The organism is Citrobacter sp. Cf087 (assembly GCF_030334285.1).
Taxonomy (GTDB): Bacteria; Pseudomonadota; Gammaproteobacteria; order Enterobacterales; family Enterobacteriaceae; genus Citrobacter; species Citrobacter freundii.
Genome location: NZ_JAOWED010000028.1, coordinates 114,924 through 130,648, shown reverse-complemented (window position 1 = coordinate 130,648; position 15,725 = coordinate 114,924). Strand labels below are relative to the sequence as shown.

The window sequence follows — 15,725 nt, the reverse complement described above, 5'->3', positions numbered from 1 at the left end:
ATAAGGGGTTGTAGATGTTAGGTATTATTTTGACGGGTCATGGCGGGTTTGCCAGCGGAATGGAAAATGCGATGAAACAGATTCTGGGTGAACAATCACAGTTCATCGCCATCGACTTTCCGGAAACCTCAACCACCGCCTTACTCACATCGCAGCTTGAACAGGCGGTGAGTGAACTGGATGCGCAGCAAGACATCGTGTTTCTGACAGACCTGTTAGGCGGGACACCATTTCGCGTCGCTTCCACCCTGGCCATGCAAAGGCAAGGCACCGAGGTGATCACTGGCACTAATCTGCAACTACTGCTGGAAATGGTGCTGGAGCGCGATGGCCTGACCAGCGAAGCATTTCGCTTGCAGGCGCTGGAGTGCGGGCATCGTGGTTTAACTAGCCTGGTGGACGAACTGGGACGCTGTCGTGAGGAAAAGCCCGTTGAGGAAGGGATATGAGACAGCTACTTCGCGCCAGACGTCTACTGACCGAACGGGGCTGGCTGGACGATCATCAAATACACATTGAAGACGGCATCATTGCAGAAATAGAGCCAATCCCCTCTGGCGTTATGGTCCACGATGCAGACCTGCTTTGTCCGGCTTACATTGATATCCACGTGCACGGCGGTGCGGGCGTCGATGTGATGGATGAAGCACCAGATACGCTCGACAAACTGGCGATGCACAAAGCACGTGAAGGGGTAGCCAACTGGCTACCCACTACCGTCACCGCTCCACTACCAGATATTCGCAAGGCGCTTGAGCGTATCGCCCATCGTTACCATTCCGGAGGACCCGGCGCACAGGTGCTGGGCAGTTATCTTGAAGGCCCGTACTTTACGCCGCAGAACAAAGGGGCGCACCCGCCTGAGCTTTTCAGGGAACTGGAACTCAGTGAACTGGATGAACTGATTGCGATTTCCCAGCAAACATTGCGCGTCGTTGCGCTGGCACCAGAAAAACCCGGTGCATTACAGGCCATCGAACATCTGAAGCAGCGCAACGTACGGGTGATGCTGGGACACAGCGCTGCTACCTGGGAACAAACCCGCGCGGCCTTTGACGCCGGTGCTGACGGACTGGTGCACTGCTATAACGGTATGACCGGCTTACATCATCGGGATCCAGGAATGGTTGGCGCAGGGTTAACCGACCCTCGCGCCTGGCTGGAACTTATCGCTGACGGACACCATGTCCACCCAGCGGCCATGAAGCTCTGCTGCTGTTGCGCCAAAGACAGGCTGGTGCTGATCACCGATGCCATGCAGGCTGCAGGAATGCCAGACGGGCGCTATACGCTCTGCGGTGAGGAAGTGGAAATGCACAGTGGTATTGTGCGTACCGCTTCCGGTGGTCTGGCTGGTAGCACGCTCTCGGTTGATGCCGCCGTACGTAATATGGTCGAGCTCACCGGGATAACGGCAGAAGAGGCAATTCATATGGCCTCTCTCCACCCCGCACGTCTGTTGGGTATCGATCGCCACCTGGGATCGTTAGCAGTGGGAAAACGTGCCGACGCGATCGCGCTTAATAGCGGGCTGCATTTACAACAGATCTGGATTCAGGGTCAGGCTCTCCCCCTTTGACCTTTCATTTTGTCTCGTGTTGGCCTGCGGTCTTCGATCGCAAGGCCTTTCTTTTCCTTTCGCTTGAGTAAATACCTAACCATCATTCAACAAGCGTACTTCTTATAGATCAATAAGATAATCGCCCCTTTCGTTCTCACGATCACAAATTTCGTTTTATTTCATTTTGGATCATTGCTCTTTCGATTTCTTTCCTATAGATTTTAATCAATCGACAAGATGAACAAGTGAAACGAAACGAAAGATAGCGACATTCTCGCCAGCGTCTTATGTGGAATTTACAAGACTAAGGACTTAAGTTATGCCAGAAACCTATACCCCTGTTACCGCGGTAACGGGCACCTGGACCGAAGAAGAGATCCGTCAACAACCTGCCAGTTGGATCCGTTCCCTTACGAATATCGACAACATTCGCTCTGCCATTGACAGCTTTCTCGCACCATTACTGCGCAAAAACGATCTGCGGATCATACTGACTGGGGCCGGAACATCAGCATTCATTGGCGACATCATCGCCCCCTGGCTGGCAAGCTATACCGGTAAAAACATCAGCGCTGTGCCAACCACCGATCTGGTCACTAATCCGATGGATTACCTGAATCCCGCACATCCGCTGCTGCTCATTTCTTTCGCTCGCTCAGGAAACAGCCCTGAAAGTGTTGCGGCAGTGGAACTGGCTAATCAGTTTGTACCTGAGTGCTATCACCTGCCAATCACCTGCAACGAAGCAGGTAGCCTCTATCAAAACGCAGTCGCAAGCGACAATGCCTTTGCTCTGTTGATGCCCGCAGAGACACATGACCGTGGTTTCGCCATGACCAGCAGCATTACCACCATGATGGCCAGCTGCCTGGCGGTATTCGCCCCGGAAAAAATCAACAGTCAGACCTTCCGCGACGTGGCCGATCGGTGCCAGGCGATTCTGACTTCACTGGGTGATTTCAGCGACGGCGTATTTGGCAATGAACCCTGGAAACGGATCGTTTACCTCGGTAGCGGTGGATTACAGGGAGCTGCGCGGGAATCGGCACTGAAAGTCCTGGAACTGACAGCAGGCAAACTGGCCGCATTCTATGACTCCCCTACAGGCTTTCGTCACGGTCCAAAGTCGCTGGTTGATAATGAAACGCTGGTAGTGGTCTTTGTTTCCAGCCATCCCTATACACGTCAATACGATCTCGATCTGCTGGCAGAGTTACGCCGCGATCGGCAGGCATTGCGGGTTGTCGCGATTGCCGCACAAACCCATGAGGCGATTGAAGCTGGCCCACATATTCTGCTGCCACCAGCACGCTCTTTCATCGATATGGAATTGGCATTCTGCTTCCTGATCTACGCCCAGGTCTTTGCTTTGACGCAATCCATCAATATCGGCAATACACCGGATACGCCTTCTGCCAGCGGCACTGTGAACCGCGTTGTACAGGGCGTTGTTATTCATCCCTGGAACGCCTAAAAGGATCGTTTTATGAGCATTATTTCCACGAAATACCTCCTGCTGGATGCCCAAAAAAAGGGTTATGCCGTACCCGCCTTTAACATTCATAACGCCGAGACGATCCAGGCGATCCTTGAGGTGTGCTATGAAATGCAATCGCCGGTGATCCTTGCCGGAACACCGGGCACCTTTAAGCATATCGCGCTGGAAGAGATCTACGCGCTGTGCAGCGCTTATTCCACCAGCTACGGTATACCGCTGGCGCTGCACCTTGATCACCATGAGTCGCTGGACGATATCCGTCGTAAAGTGAATGCAGGAGTGCGCAGCGCAATGATCGACGGCAGCCACTTTCCGTTTGAAGAAAACGTGAAGCTGGTGAAATCCGTTGTGGATTTTTGCCATGCCAAAGATTGCAGCGTGGAAGCTGAGCTGGGTCGCCTCGGTGGCGTAGAAGATGATATGAGCGTGGATGCAGAAAGCGCCTTCCTCACCGATCCACAAGAAGCTAAACGGTTTGTTGAGCGTACTGGCGTAGATAGCCTTGCAGTTGCCATCGGCACAGCACACGGTTTATATACCAAAACGCCCAAGATCGATTTCCAGCGGCTGGGTGAAATTCGTGAGGTCGTCGACGTTCCCCTGGTTTTACATGGCGCAAGCGATGTTCCTGACGAATACGTCCGCCGCACGATCGAGCTTGGCGTTTGCAAAGTTAACGTCGCTACTGAACTGAAAATCGCTTTTGCCGATGCGGTCAAGGCGTGGTTTGCGGAGAATCCGCAGGGCAACGATCCTCGCTATTACATGCGGGTCGGTATGGATGCGATGAAAGAAGTGGTGCGTAGCAAAATCACTGTATGCGGGTCAGCAAACCGCTTATTAATCAGTGAAACTGCCGCTCAGTCTTAAGCTCTGTGTTAGCTTATGGCCATACCCTTGTCGGTTTGGCCATCAACAATCGGGCTTACTCTCCCTGTTGTTCCAGTGCGTGCTTATACAGTGCATTCTTTTTCACGCCGTGGATTTCAGCGGCCAACGCGGCGGCCTTTTTCAGCGGCAGCTCTGCCTGTAATAAAGCCAACGTACGCAGCGCATCGGCAGGGAGATCGTCTTCCTGCGCTTTATGCCCTTCGACAATCAGCACCATTTCACCTTTACGACGGTTTTCATCTTCCTTGACCCACGCAAGCAGTTCGCCGACCGGTGCGCCGTGAATGGTTTCCCAGGTTTTGGTCAGCTCGCGCGCCAGCACCACGTAACGGGATTCGCCCCAGACGGCAACCATGTCTTCCAGGCTATCCAGCAAGCGGTGGGTAGATTCATAAAAAATAAGCGTACGCGGCTCTGCCTCAATGGCTTTCATCGCATCACGACGCCCTTTCGATTTGGCAGGCAGAAAACCTTCATAGCAAAAGCGGTCTGAAGGCAAACCAGCAGCGCTCAGGGCAGCAATCGCCGCACAAGGACCTGGCAGCGGAACAACGCGGATCCCCGCTTCGCGACAGGTGCGCACCAGATGGTAGCCAGGATCGTTAATCAGCGGCGTTCCGGCATCGGAAACCAGCGCAATGTTTTGCCCTTCTTTGAGTTTCGCCACCAGCGTTTCCGCTTTTTGTTGCTCATTGTGATCGTGTAACGCGAACAAACGGGCGTTAATCGCGAAGTGTTGTAACAATAATCCTGTATGACGTGTGTCTTCAGCGGCAATCAAATCAACGGCTTGTAAAACTTCGAGCGCTCGTTGGGTAATATCAGCCAAATTTCCTATAGGAGTAGGTACAATAAAGAGTTGGCCTTGAGAATTATCCGCCGATTCGTGTTGTTTCATTGTGTCGTCCGTATTGCCGATTTAATATTGAGCATTGAGTAAAAAAATATCACTGGATACAGTATGGTACCCTCAACATTTTCTCGTTTGAAAGCCGCGCGCGCGCTACCAGTCATTCTGGCAGCACTGATTTTCGCAGGCTGTGGCACCCAGGCGCCAGACCAGAGTGCAGCCCATATGCAGGGCACTGCGCAGGCTGATTCCGGCTTTTATCTGCAACAAATGCAGCAAAGCTCAGATGATAGCAAGACCAACTGGCAATTACTCGCCATTCGTGCACTGCTGAAAGAAGGCAAGAGCCAGCAGGCTATCGAGCTGTTGAACCAGCTGCCGCAGAAACTAAACGACACTCAGCGTCGTGAGCAGTCTCTGCTGGCCGTCGAGATCAAGCTCGCGCAGAAAGATATCGCTGGCGCTCAGGCCCTGCTGGATAAACTCACTCCTGCCGATTTCGATCAAAACCAGCAGGCCAGATACTGGCAGGCGCAAATCGACGTCAACCAGGGTCGCCCATCGTTGACACTACTGCGCGCCCTGATCGCCCAGGAACCGCTGCTGGCCGCGAATGCTAAGCAGAAAAACATCGATGCCACCTGGCAGGCGCTGTCATCCATGACCCAGGAGCAAGCACAGGCACTGGTCATCAATGCGGATGAAAACGTGCTGCAAGGCTGGTTGGATCTCCAGCGCGTCTGGTTCGATAACCGTAACGATCCAGACATGATGAAAGCCGGTATTGCGGACTGGCAGAAACGTTATCCGCAAAACCCGGGCGCAAAAATACTGCCAACGCAGTTGGTTAACGTCCAGAGCTTTAAGCCCGCCTCCACCAGCAAAATTGCGCTGCTGCTGCCGCTGAACGGTCAGGCCGCTGTATTTGGCCGGACTATTCAGCAAGGCTTTGAAGCGGCGAAAAATATGGGTACTCAACCCGTAGCGGCCCCTGCGGTAGCTGCGCCTGCTGCGGATACAACAGCTGCGACGACCACAGAACAGCCGCAAACGACTGACGGCGTTGCCAGCCCTTCTCAGGCGTCAGTAAGCGATCTGACCAACGAGACGCCAGCTCAGCCAGAAACACCTGCTGCCCAGCCCACAGCACCCGCTCAGCCAACAACCGCCAGCGCACCGGCGAATCCATCAGCAGAGCTGAAAATCTACGACACTTCATCACAGCCTCTGAACCAAATTCTGACTCAGGTTCAACAGGATGGCGCCAGCATCGTGGTTGGCCCACTGCTGAAGAACAATGTTGAAGAGCTGATGAAAAGCAATACGCCATTAAACGTGCTGGCACTTAATCAGCCGGAGTCGGTGAAAAACCTGCCGAACGTCTGCTACTTCGCTTTGTCGCCAGAAGATGAAGCACGCGACGCCGCGCGTCACATCCGCGATCAAGGAAAACAGACGCCGCTGTTGTTGATCCCTCGGAGTTCATTAGGCGATCGCGTTGCCAACGCCTTTGCACAGGAATGGCAAAAGCTGGGCGGCGGCGTAGTGTTGCAGCAGAAGTTTGGCTCCACCGCCGAGCTGAAAATGGGCGTCAACGGCGGCTCGGGAATTTCCCTGACGGGCAGCCCGGTGGCCTCCTCTGTACCTGCGCAACCTGGCGTGACGATTGGCGGCCTGACGATTCCGGCTGCGCCCACCGATGCGCAGATCACCGGCGGCAGCGGCCGTGTTGATGCCGTGTATATTCTGGCGACGCCGGAAGAAATTGCCTTTATTAAGCCGATGATCGCTATGCGCAACGGCAGCCAGAGCGGAGCGACGCTGTACGCCAGCTCCCGTAGCGCGCAGGGAACTGCTGGCCCGGATTTCCGTCTGGAGATGGAAGGCTTGCAGTACAGCGAAATACCGATGCTTGCAGGTGCTAACGCTCCTCTCATGCAGCAGGCGCTTGGCGCGGTTCGTAACGACTACTCACTGGCACGTATGTATGCGATGGGCGTCGATGCCTGGTCACTTGCCAACCACTTCTCGCAAATGCGTCAGGTACAGGGTTTCGAAATTAACGGCAACACCGGGGCCTTAACCGCAACGCCGGATTGTGTGATTAACAGGAAGTTATCATGGCTCAAATACCAGCAAGGACAAGTCGTCCCCGCCAGTTAACGAGTAAACAGACCGGTGACGCGTGGGAATCCACCGCGCGTGACTGGCTGCAAAGCAAGGGACTGCATTTTATCGCCGCCAACGTGCGTGAACGTGGCGGCGAAATCGACCTGATAATGCGTGAAGGCAGCACCACCGTCTTTGTTGAAGTCCGCTATCGGCGCTCGGCCCAGTTTGGCGGCGCAGCGGCGAGTGTGACCCGGAGCAAACAACACAAATTATTACAGACCGCCCGCTTGTGGCTTGCGCGCCACAATGGGAGTTTTGATACTGTGGATTGCCGGTTCGATGTGTTAGCCTTCACCGGAAATGATGTTGAGTGGTTTAAGGACGCGTTCAACGACCGCTCATAGTTGAAGATTCAGAGCCTGGTTCTTAAGGATTAGCGTGTTAGATAGAATTAAAGTCTGCTTTACAGAAAGCATTCAAACTCAGATAGCTGCGGCTGAAGCACTTCCGGATGCGATCTCCCGTGCCGCCATGACGCTGGTTCAGTCCCTGCTCAATGGCAACAAAATTCTCTGTTGTGGTAATGGGACGTCCGCTGCCAACGCACAGCATTTTGCTGCCAGCATGATCAATCGTTTTGAAACAGAACGCCCAAGTTTACCTGCGATTGCACTAAACACTGATAATGTGGTCTTAACTGCGATTGCCAACGATCGCCTGCACGACGAAGTTTATGCAAAACAAGTCCGTGCGCTGGGACATGCAGGAGATGTTCTGCTGGCAATCTCTACGCGTGGTAATAGCCGCGATATCGTAAAAGCCGTTGAAGCCGCCGTGACACGCGACATGACAATCGTCGCGCTGACCGGGTATGACGGAGGGGAACTGGCCGGATTACTGGGGCCGCAGGATGTTGAAATCCGTATCCCCTCACACCACAGCGCCCGCGTTCAGGAAATGCACATGCTGACGGTCAACTGCCTTTGCGATCTCATCGATAACACGCTTTTCCCTCACCAGGATGATTAAGGAGTACACATGAAGGCATTTTCGCCGCTTGCTGTGATTATCGCTGCACTGCTGCTGCAAGGCTGTGTCGCTGCTGCCGTTGTCGGAACTGCTGCTGTCGGCACCAAAGCCGCGACGGATCCTCGCAGCGTCGGCACCCAGGTAGATGATGGAACCCTGGAATTACGCGTCAATACGGCGTTGTCGAAAGATGCCCAGATCAAGAAAGAAGCGCGAATCAACGTGAGCGCATATCAGGGTAAAGTGCTGCTGGTCGGTCAGTCGCCAAATAGCGAACTGTCTGCACGAGCAAAACAGATTGCGATGGGCGTAGAAGGTACGACTGAGGTCTTTAATGAGATCCGTCAGGGCCAGCCAATCGGTCTGGGCGATGCGTCCAACGATACCTGGATAACCACCAAAGTACGTTCCCAGTTACTGACCAGCGATCAGGTGAAATCCTCTAACGTGAAAGTCACGACCGAGAATGGAGAAGTGTTCCTGTTAGGTCTGGTGACCGAACGCGAAGCGAAGGCGGCGGCAGACATCGCCAGCCGGGTAAGCGGCGTGAAACGCGTCACGACGGCCTTTACGTTTATTAAGTAATACTGATGCCGGATAGCGACGCCTGAGCGTCTTATCCGGCCTACAGGACATTATCGTTTGTAGGTCGGATAAGCGTCAGCGCCATCCGGCATTTTATTTAGCCCTTTCGCGTAACTCGGAAGAGGTCAGGATCGAAACCCCTTCATGCCCAGGCGCCAGCGCTTCTGCCAACATTGTCCGCGCAACATCGCGCGCTTCAATCGACTTCCAGTTACCCGGCAGCAGCCTGAACAACGGCGCTAAAAACATCTCATTCGCCCGCTGTTTGTCCCTATCACCCAGTAGCATTGAAGGCCGGGCAATGGTCAGCCGAGGCCAATTCTGCGCAATCAGCGCCTGCTCCATTTCACCTTTAACCCGGTTATAAAAAAACGGTGAATTGGCATTAGCGCCCATCGAACTCACCACCAGCATATGCTGTGCCCCCAGCCGACGCCCCGTCAGAGCTGTATCCACTACCAGCGTATAGTCAGCGTGGATAAATGCTTCTTTGCTGCCCGCTTCACGTCGGGTCGTTCCCAGACAACAAAAGACAATATCGACCGGATCGGTAACCTGCGCCAGAGCATCGGTTAGCTGCGGATCGTGGGGATTATAGATGCCAACCATATCAGCCAGCGGTCGACGCGTCGGCGCCGTAATGGCATTGATCCGGGGTTCATTCAGTAGCATCCGCAATAAATGTCCACCCACCAGACCCGTTGCACCGGTTATTAACACCTGACTCATCGTTTATTTTCCCCTGACGCTTCAATCACTCTTTTAACTATAGATCACGTAGCCAGTGCATCTTTTTACCGAAGCCCAGCGTGTTGTCCGTGAATTTGACTTCATCCAGTCGAATCTCCCACACGGGCGCTGGCAACATTCTGGCGACGGGGAAACGGCGGTTGTAGGCGTTACGCGCGGCTTCACTCTCCTGCCCTTCAAGACGGCGAATCTCCCCCTTAAACTGCACGCCACGAATCAGGGCGACCGTTTTGGGCTGACCATTTACCGTGCCGGCAATCGGTGCACACGGTCCCGACATCTGCGCATGGCGCGTTTTATCTTCGGTCAGCACATAGAATGCCATCTTCTGCGCATCAAACAGGTAAAACGCATTGGCGCACCACAATTCACCTTCGTGGTGTACGCACCAGGTCACGACGTGCTGTTTTGCCAGCCAGCGAGACACTGCAGTCAGTGTTTCCATTTCTGTTCTCTTTTATACTGTAGGCCTGAAAATTATCATGTCGATGGTGACAATGACACCCTGGTATCTGTACCTGATCCGTACCGCTGACAACGCCTTATACACCGGAATAACCACCGATGTGCAGCGCCGCTATAAGCAGCATCAAAGTGGGAAAGGCGCGAAGGCGCTACGTGGAAAGGGGGAACTCACGTTGGCATTTGCGGCGCAGATTGGCGACCGTTCGCTGGCCCTGCGCATAGAGTATCGCGTCAAACAGCTCACAAAGCGTCAGAAAGAGCGCCTTGTAGAAGGCGAAGGGCTTGAGGCTCTACTGAGCAGCCTGCAAGCCCCGGATGTTAAAAACGATTGAAGTGGTCGTGGTATTCCACCAGGCCCGTCACGCCCTCCAGCGCATCGTCCGCCAGGCGATGAACCTGGAACGCGCTTTCGGTGCCCGGCCAGCGACAACGCAGGTCATGATGCGCTGCCAGCTCAAAGCCAAAGCGGCTGTACAGTGCCGGATCGCCCAGCGTAACCACCGCGGCGTAGCCAAACTCGTTCAGGGAATCGAGTCCTTCATAGACCAGTTGACGCGCCAGGCCTTGCCCCCGGTAGTTTTCATCCACCGCGAGCGGCGCCATGCCGACCCATTGCAGATCTTCACCCTGAACATCGACAGGGCTGAACGCGACGTAACCCACTACCTGACCTTCATCATCGGTAGCAACCAAACCCAGCGTTAAGAAACCATCTTCACGCAGGTCGTGCACTAATTTTGCTTCCGCATCGCTCTCAAATGAACGGCGCAGCAACGCATCAATACCAGGGGCATCAATGGGAATCTCAACTCGAATCAGCATGGCTCACCTACCGAGGTCTGTTTGGTTTCTGGCGACGTTTTCATCCCCGCCTCAACAAAATCCGCCAACTGCATCAGCATGACGCACAACGCTTTAGGCATCTGCTCCAGTTCGATGGCATCCATCAGATTTTTTACGTATAGCCCTAATTCTGTATCACCTTCAATCACCAGGCGACGCTGGAAGAAAAGCGTATCCGGATCCTGCTTGCGGGCCACGATCATCAGGAGATCGCTGGCATCGGCGCTAAAACTCACATCCGCATCTGCATTCTGGCTGACGATAAGTTTATCGTTCTCAACAGAGGTATACCATTTGAGGTCAATGTCACGCACATGAATGCTCAGCCAGCGACCTTCGAGAAACTCCAGCTCCCCATCGGCCAGCGCCTGACTAAACTGCCAGCTCAGGACCTGCTCCAGAACCTGGCGCTTCAGCGCAAAGGGCGTCAGTTTAACCGGTACACTCATCAGAGAAGGACCTAAATGTACTAAGCGTGAACGCAGTTTATCCAACACGAGCTTTACTCCCTGTTTCAATAGTCCTGCTATTTTGCCATATCAAATAAACGACATAGCGGCATAAATCAACAATTCGCTACGAAATTGTTACCTCTTTATTGGTGTCACCAATACGACTTTAACTGCCTCAAATCAAAAATTGTCTCAGCAAGGTTAACTAAAATCCCTCTTCGTTAACATTTCTGCGCCCTACATGGCGCAACGTTCAGGATAAATTATGGAGCTGCTCTGCCCTGCCGGAAACCTCCCGGCGCTTAAGGCGGCCATCGAGAACGGCGCTGATGCTGTCTACATCGGGCTGAAAGATGATACCAACGCCCGTCATTTCGCCGGCCTTAATTTTACCGAGAAAAAATTGCAGGAAGCGGTGAGTTTCGTTCATCAACATCGCCGTAAGCTGCACATTGCGATTAACACCTTTGCGCACCCGGATGGTTACGCACGCTGGCAGCGTGCCGTTGATATGGCAGCGCAACTGGGTGCAGACGCGCTGATCCTCGCCGACCTCGCCATGCTTGAGTATGCCGCAGAGCGCTACCCGCATATTGAGCGCCATGTCTCTGTTCAGGCATCTGCAACCAATGAAGAGGCGATTAATTTCTACCATCGCAACTTTGACGTCGCCCGCGTGGTTCTGCCGCGCGTGCTGTCTATTCATCAGGTGAAGCAGCTTGCTCGCGTCACACCAGTTCCCCTGGAAGTGTTCGCCTTTGGCAGCTTGTGCATTATGGCGGAAGGCCGTTGCTATCTTTCGTCTTACCTGACGGGCGAATCTCCTAATACCGTCGGTGCCTGCTCCCCTGCCCGTTTTGTGCGCTGGCAGCAGACCCAACAAGGGCTGGAATCCCGTCTTAATGAAGTGCTGATCGACCGCTATCAGGATGGAGAAAACGCCGGTTATCCAACGCTGTGTAAAGGGCGCTACCTGGTGGATGGCGAGCGCTACCATGCGCTGGAAGAACCCACCAGCCTCAACACGCTCGAACTGCTGCCGGAACTGCTGGCTGCCAATATTGCCTCGGTGAAAATCGAAGGTCGCCAGCGCAGCCCGGCTTACGTTAGCCAGGTGGCGAAAGTGTGGCGTCAGGCAATCGACCGCTGTATGGCCGACCCGCAAAACTACGTCCCGCAGGCCGCGTGGATGGAAACGCTCGGTTCAATGTCCGAAGGCACGCAGACCACGCTTGGCGCGTATCACCGTAAATGGCAGTGAGAAAAGCAATGAAATATTCATTAGGACCCGTGCTCTACTACTGGTCGAAAGAAACGCTGGAAGATTTTTACCAGCAGGCCGCCGCCAGTCATGCTGACGTTATCTATCTTGGCGAAGCGGTATGCAGCAAACGCCGTGCGACCAAAGTGGGCGACTGGCTGGATATGGCGAAGTCTCTCGCCGGTAGCGGTAAGCAGGTGGTGCTGTCGACGCTGGCGCTGGTGCAGGCTTCCTCTGAACTGGGAGAGCTGAAGCGCTATGTCGAAAACGGCGACTTCCTGTTGGAAGCCAGCGATCTCGGCGTGGTGAATATGTGCGCCGAGCGTAAGCTGCCGTTTGTCGCCGGGCACGCGCTCAACTGCTACAACGCCGTCACGCTGCGTATTCTGCTCAAGCAGGGCATGGTGCGCTGGTGTATGCCGGTAGAGTTATCCCGCGACTGGCTGGTAAACCTGCTCAACCAGTGTGATGAGCTGGGTATTCGCAATCAGTTTGAAGTCGAGGTACTGAGCTATGGGCATCTGCCGCTGGCATACTCCGCCCGATGCTTTACCGCACGCTCTGAAGATCGTCCAAAAGACGAATGTGAAACCTGCTGCATCAAATACCCGAACGGACGCGATGTGCTGTCGCAGGAGAATCAGCAGGTCTTTGTGCTCAACGGGATCCAGACCATGAGCGGCTATGTCTACAACCTCGGTAACGAGCTGACATCCATGCAGGGGCTGGTTGATATTGTGCGCCTTTCCCCGCTGGGGACAGAGACATTCGCCATGCTTGACGCCTTCCGTGCCAATGAAAATGGCAGTGCTCCATTACCGCTTGCCGCCCACAGTGACTGCAACGGCTACTGGAAGCGACTGGCTGGTCTGGAGCTGCAGGCCTAGCCGGATGGCGGCAAATTGCCTTATCCGGCCTACAAATAGCGATCCCGTAGGCCCGATAAGCGCAGCGCCATCGGGCATTGTTTTTGCCGTCAGTCTCATAAAGCTCACTTTGTTAACAACGGTAATCAAATTTTAATGCAGTATTAAAAGATTAACCGGTAACAAAGTGAGCCGTTATGACTGACAAAACTATTCCGTTCTCGGTGCTGGATCTGGCGCCGATCCCTGAAGGTTCTTCGGCAAAAGAGGCCTTCACGCACTCGCTTGATCTCGCCCGACTGGCCGAAAAGCGCGGCTACCACCGCTACTGGCTGGCAGAACATCACAACATGGTCGGTATCGCCAGCGCCGCAACTTCAGTGCTGATTGGCTATCTGGCCGCCAATACCACCACGCTGCATCTCGGGTCTGGCGGCGTTATGCTGCCCAACCATTCGCCGCTGGTGATCGCCGAACAGTTCGGTACCCTGAATACGCTGTATCCGGGACGCATCGATCTTGGGCTTGGCCGCGCGCCGGGGAGCGATCAGCCAACGATGCGTGCGCTGCGCCGCCATATGAGCGGTGATATAGATAACTTCCCACGCGACGTCGCTGAACTGGTGGACTGGTTCGACGCCCACGATCCTAATCCCCATGTACGCCCGGTTCCCGGCTACGGCGAACAGATCCCGGTCTGGTTATTAGGCTCCAGCCTGTACAGCGCACAGCTGGCGGCCCAGCTCGGCCTGCCGTTTGCCTTCGCCTCGCATTTTGCTCCGGATATGCTGCATCAGGCGCTGCATCTGTATCGCACCCAGTTCAAACCCTCAGCGCGGCTGGCAAAGCCGTATGCGATGGTGTGCATCAACATCATTGCCGCTGACAGCAATCGCGACGCCGAGTTTCTTTTCACCTCGATGCAGCAGGCGTTTATGAAACTGCGTCGTGGCGAAACCGGCCAGCTACCACCGCCGGTAGAGAATATGCATCAGCTGTGGTCCGCTTCTGAACAGTACGGCGTACAACAGGCGCTGAGCATGTCGCTGGTTGGTGATAAGGCAAAAGTGCGTCACGGTCTTGATGCCATTTTGCGTGAAACCCAGGCCGATGAAATTATGGTTAACGGCCAGATTTTTGATCATCAGGCACGTCTTCATTCGTTTGATTTGGCGATGGATGTGAAGCAGGAATTGTTGGGGTAGCGCGCTTTGTGCCGGATGGCGGCTACGCCTTATCCGGCCTACACGGTACTGTAGGCCGGATAAGCGTAGCGCTACCGGGCAACGGTTTTACTGATAGACCGGTAACAGATCCACGCTCGACAGAATATGGATAACCGCGTTGCCGATACCGAACACCAGGATCAGCGCAATCATCGGCTTACCGCCCCAGACACGGAATTTCGGGCTACCGAAACGCTCGCGGGATTTACGGGCCAGCAGCGCCGGAACAATGGCAGCCCATATGGTTGCCGCGAGTCCTGCATAGCCAATGGCATACAGGAAACCGTTCGGCCATAGCAGGCCACCGATAATTGGCGGGACAAACGTCAGCAATGCCGTTTTGAAACGTCCCACTGCTGAGTCATCAAAGCCAAACAGATCCGCCAGATAGTCAAACAGACCGAGCGTAACGCCGAGGAATGAACTCGCCACCGCAAAGTTGGAGAACACCACCAGCAGCAGATCCAGACTGCGGCTGTTTAGTACGCCGCTCAGCGCCTGTACCAGCACATCAATGTTACCGCCCTGTTGCGCGATACCGATAAACTCTGGACGCGGAATGTTGCCCATCGTTCCCAGCAACCATACGGTATATAGCACCAGCGCCAGCAACGTGCCGTACACCAGACACTTAACGATGGTCTTCGGATCTTTGCCGTAGTACTTCATCAGGCTCGGGACGTTGCCGTGATAGCCGAATGAAGCCAGACAAAACGGCAGCGTCATCAGCAGATACGGTGTATACGAAGCGTTGCTTTGTGCCACGTTAAACAGCGTAGTGGGCGTAACATGTCCCAGCAGACTGCCGAAGGTCAGGAAAAAGGTAATCACCTTTGCGCCCAGCACAATCGCCGTCATGCGGCTAACCGCTTTGGTGCTTAACCACACCACAAATGCCACCAGCAGCGCAAAGCCAAGACCTGCCGCGCGCGCCGGAACATTCAGCGACATCTCGGAGAAAGTGTGATGCAGAATCGACCCGCTCGCTGAGATATAGGCGTAGGTCAGGATATAGAGAACGAAGGCGATCGAGATGCCGTTCACTACGTTCCAGCCTTTACCCAGCAGATCTTTCGTGATGGTGTCAAAGCTGGAACCAATGCGGTAATTGAGGTTAGCTTCAAGGATCATCAGCCCGGAATGCAGCATGCAGAACCAGGTGAAGATCAGCGCCGCCATTGACCAGAAAAACCACGCCCCGGACATGACCACTGGCAGAGAAAACATCCCCGCGCCAATAATGGTGCCGCCGATAATCACCACGCCGCCGAGCAGCGAAGGTGACGTTTGGGTGGTGGTTAGTGTTGCCATTTAGCCATCTCTCCAGTCATTTATA

At 54.4% G+C, this 15,725-nt stretch carries 18 protein-coding genes; 12 read left to right on the top strand and 6 right to left on the bottom strand.

Going from position 1 to position 15,725, the window contains the following annotated elements; translation table 11 throughout:
• The first annotated feature begins 14 nt into the window (after positions 1 to 14).
• The 4 genes from agaF to kbaY all read left to right on the top strand — a co-directional run bounded on the left by agaF (position 15) and on the right by kbaY (position 3,929).
• The gene (agaF, locus tag OGV57_RS09070; protein WP_054528820.1) at positions 15 to 449 is read left to right on the top strand and encodes a PTS galactosamine/N-acetylgalactosamine transporter subunit IIA; all 435 of its coding nucleotides are present in this window, start codon (positions 15 to 17) and stop codon (positions 447 to 449) included.
• Positions 446 to 1,579, top strand: a complete 1,134-nt coding sequence (gene nagA, locus OGV57_RS09065; protein WP_016151041.1) for an N-acetylglucosamine-6-phosphate deacetylase — start codon at positions 446 to 448, stop codon at positions 1,577 to 1,579. The genes agaF and nagA overlap by 4 nt, the downstream gene beginning before the upstream one ends.
• A gap of 301 nt (positions 1,580 to 1,880) precedes the next feature.
• Entirely contained in the window at positions 1,881 to 3,035 is a 1,155-nt protein-coding gene (locus OGV57_RS09060) for an AgaS family sugar isomerase (protein ID WP_003839993.1), read from the top strand.
• A 12-nt stretch (positions 3,036 to 3,047) separates the two neighbouring features.
• Positions 3,048 to 3,929 (top strand): tagatose-bisphosphate aldolase subunit KbaY, encoded by an 882-nt coding sequence (gene kbaY / locus OGV57_RS09055; RefSeq protein ID WP_016151042.1) that lies wholly within the window; start codon positions 3,048 to 3,050, stop codon positions 3,927 to 3,929.
• A 55-nt stretch (positions 3,930 to 3,984) separates the two neighbouring features.
• On the opposite strand, the gene rsmI is transcribed toward kbaY, so the two are convergent.
• Positions 3,985 to 4,848: a 16S rRNA (cytidine(1402)-2'-O)-methyltransferase gene (gene rsmI, locus OGV57_RS09050; protein WP_003024942.1), complete on the bottom strand. Its 864-nt coding sequence runs from the start codon at positions 4,846 to 4,848 to the stop codon at positions 3,985 to 3,987.
• 63 nt (positions 4,849 to 4,911) lie between these two features.
• Between rsmI and OGV57_RS09045 the strand changes: the two genes are divergently transcribed.
• From OGV57_RS09045 to dolP, 4 genes are read left to right on the top strand one after another with little or no spacing between them, the layout of a single operon-like run.
• Positions 4,912 to 6,963: a penicillin-binding protein activator gene (locus tag OGV57_RS09045; RefSeq protein ID WP_054528821.1), complete on the top strand. Its 2,052-nt coding sequence runs from the start codon at positions 4,912 to 4,914 to the stop codon at positions 6,961 to 6,963.
• Positions 6,921 to 7,316, top strand: a complete 396-nt coding sequence (locus OGV57_RS09040; protein ID WP_003024946.1) for a YraN family protein — start codon at positions 6,921 to 6,923, stop codon at positions 7,314 to 7,316. Before OGV57_RS09045 ends, OGV57_RS09040 begins: the two co-directional genes overlap by 43 nt.
• 34 nt (positions 7,317 to 7,350) lie before the next feature.
• Positions 7,351 to 7,941 (top strand): DnaA initiator-associating protein DiaA, encoded by a 591-nt coding sequence (gene diaA, locus OGV57_RS09035; RefSeq protein WP_003024948.1) that lies wholly within the window; start codon positions 7,351 to 7,353, stop codon positions 7,939 to 7,941.
• A 9-nt stretch (positions 7,942 to 7,950) separates the two neighbouring features.
• On the top strand, positions 7,951 to 8,526 hold the full coding sequence (gene dolP, locus OGV57_RS09030; protein WP_003024954.1) for a division/outer membrane stress-associated lipid-binding lipoprotein: 576 nt from the start codon (positions 7,951 to 7,953) through the stop codon (positions 8,524 to 8,526).
• 93 nt (positions 8,527 to 8,619) lie between these two features.
• On the opposite strand, the gene OGV57_RS09025 is transcribed toward dolP, so the two are convergent.
• Both OGV57_RS09025 and OGV57_RS09020 read right to left on the bottom strand, forming a co-directional pair.
• A complete protein-coding gene (locus OGV57_RS09025; protein ID WP_286530971.1) occupies positions 8,620 to 9,255 on the bottom strand; it encodes an NAD(P)H-binding protein in 636 nt (211 codons plus the stop codon).
• Between the two features lie 37 nt (positions 9,256 to 9,292).
• Positions 9,293 to 9,721, bottom strand: coding sequence for a YhbP family protein (locus tag OGV57_RS09020; RefSeq protein WP_003839984.1), 429 nt, complete (start codon positions 9,719 to 9,721; stop codon positions 9,293 to 9,295).
• A gap of 37 nt (positions 9,722 to 9,758) precedes the next feature.
• Here OGV57_RS09020 and OGV57_RS09015 point away from each other — a divergent pair, with 37 nt between their 5' ends.
• A complete protein-coding gene (locus OGV57_RS09015; protein WP_085951587.1) occupies positions 9,759 to 10,073 on the top strand; it encodes a GIY-YIG nuclease family protein in 315 nt (104 codons plus the stop codon).
• Here OGV57_RS09015 and OGV57_RS09010 read toward each other — a convergent pair.
• Both OGV57_RS09010 and ubiT read right to left on the bottom strand, forming a co-directional pair.
• The gene (locus OGV57_RS09010) at positions 10,060 to 10,563 is read right to left on the bottom strand and encodes a GNAT family N-acetyltransferase (RefSeq protein WP_003024966.1); all 504 of its coding nucleotides are present in this window, start codon (positions 10,561 to 10,563) and stop codon (positions 10,060 to 10,062) included. The genes OGV57_RS09015 and OGV57_RS09010 overlap by 14 nt on opposite strands.
• Complete coding sequence (gene ubiT / locus OGV57_RS09005) at positions 10,557 to 11,081, bottom strand: ubiquinone anaerobic biosynthesis accessory factor UbiT (protein ID WP_054528823.1); 525 nt, start codon at positions 11,079 to 11,081, stop codon at positions 10,557 to 10,559. Before ubiT ends, OGV57_RS09010 begins: the two co-directional genes overlap by 7 nt.
• A gap of 220 nt (positions 11,082 to 11,301) precedes the next feature.
• Between ubiT and ubiU the strand changes: the two genes are divergently transcribed.
• From ubiU to OGV57_RS08990, 3 genes are all read left to right on the top strand, one after another.
• Positions 11,302 to 12,297, top strand: coding sequence for a ubiquinone anaerobic biosynthesis protein UbiU (gene ubiU, locus OGV57_RS09000; protein WP_003024971.1), 996 nt, complete (start codon positions 11,302 to 11,304; stop codon positions 12,295 to 12,297).
• A gap of 8 nt (positions 12,298 to 12,305) precedes the next feature.
• Positions 12,306 to 13,184 carry a U32 family peptidase gene (locus OGV57_RS08995; protein ID WP_049015916.1) on the top strand — a complete coding sequence of 293 codons (879 nt, stop codon included), beginning with the start codon at positions 12,306 to 12,308 and terminating at the stop codon, positions 13,182 to 13,184.
• Positions 13,185 to 13,360: 176 nt separating this feature from the next.
• On the top strand, positions 13,361 to 14,368 hold the full coding sequence (locus OGV57_RS08990; RefSeq protein ID WP_044714516.1) for a luciferase-like monooxygenase: 1,008 nt from the start codon (positions 13,361 to 13,363) through the stop codon (positions 14,366 to 14,368).
• An 87-nt stretch (positions 14,369 to 14,455) separates the two neighbouring features.
• On the opposite strand, the gene mtr is transcribed toward OGV57_RS08990, so the two are convergent.
• Positions 14,456 to 15,700: a tryptophan permease gene (gene mtr, locus OGV57_RS08985; RefSeq protein WP_054528824.1), complete on the bottom strand. Its 1,245-nt coding sequence runs from the start codon at positions 15,698 to 15,700 to the stop codon at positions 14,456 to 14,458.
• Positions 15,701 to 15,725: the final 25 nt, after the last annotated feature.

What these genes read in the sequence shown, in the direction of transcription:
- agaF (WP_054528820.1), top strand. Translation starts at nt 15, where the DNA reads ATGTTAGGTATTATTTTGACGGGTCATGGCGGGTTTGCCAGCGGAATG.
- nagA (WP_016151041.1), top strand. Translation starts at nt 446, where the DNA reads ATGAGACAGCTACTTCGCGCCAGACGTCTACTGACCGAACGGGGCTGG.
- OGV57_RS09060 (WP_003839993.1), top strand. Translation starts at nt 1,881, where the DNA reads ATGCCAGAAACCTATACCCCTGTTACCGCGGTAACGGGCACCTGGACC.
- kbaY (WP_016151042.1), top strand. Translation starts at nt 3,048, where the DNA reads ATGAGCATTATTTCCACGAAATACCTCCTGCTGGATGCCCAAAAAAAG.
- rsmI (WP_003024942.1), bottom strand. Translation starts at nt 4,848, where the DNA reads ATGAAACAACACGAATCGGCGGATAATTCTCAAGGCCAACTCTTTATT.
- OGV57_RS09045 (WP_054528821.1), top strand. Translation starts at nt 4,912, where the DNA reads ATGGTACCCTCAACATTTTCTCGTTTGAAAGCCGCGCGCGCGCTACCA.
- OGV57_RS09040 (WP_003024946.1), top strand. Translation starts at nt 6,921, where the DNA reads ATGGCTCAAATACCAGCAAGGACAAGTCGTCCCCGCCAGTTAACGAGT.
- dolP (WP_003024954.1), top strand. Translation starts at nt 7,951, where the DNA reads ATGAAGGCATTTTCGCCGCTTGCTGTGATTATCGCTGCACTGCTGCTG.
- OGV57_RS09025 (WP_286530971.1), bottom strand. Translation starts at nt 9,255, where the DNA reads ATGAGTCAGGTGTTAATAACCGGTGCAACGGGTCTGGTGGGTGGACAT.
- OGV57_RS09020 (WP_003839984.1), bottom strand. Translation starts at nt 9,721, where the DNA reads ATGGAAACACTGACTGCAGTGTCTCGCTGGCTGGCAAAACAGCACGTC.
- OGV57_RS09015 (WP_085951587.1), top strand. Translation starts at nt 9,759, where the DNA reads ATGTCGATGGTGACAATGACACCCTGGTATCTGTACCTGATCCGTACC.
- OGV57_RS09010 (WP_003024966.1), bottom strand. Translation starts at nt 10,563, where the DNA reads ATGCTGATTCGAGTTGAGATTCCCATTGATGCCCCTGGTATTGATGCG.
- ubiU (WP_003024971.1), top strand. Translation starts at nt 11,302, where the DNA reads ATGGAGCTGCTCTGCCCTGCCGGAAACCTCCCGGCGCTTAAGGCGGCC.
- OGV57_RS08995 (WP_049015916.1), top strand. Translation starts at nt 12,306, where the DNA reads ATGAAATATTCATTAGGACCCGTGCTCTACTACTGGTCGAAAGAAACG.
- OGV57_RS08990 (WP_044714516.1), top strand. Translation starts at nt 13,361, where the DNA reads ATGACTGACAAAACTATTCCGTTCTCGGTGCTGGATCTGGCGCCGATC.
- mtr (WP_054528824.1), bottom strand. Translation starts at nt 15,700, where the DNA reads ATGGCAACACTAACCACCACCCAAACGTCACCTTCGCTGCTCGGCGGC.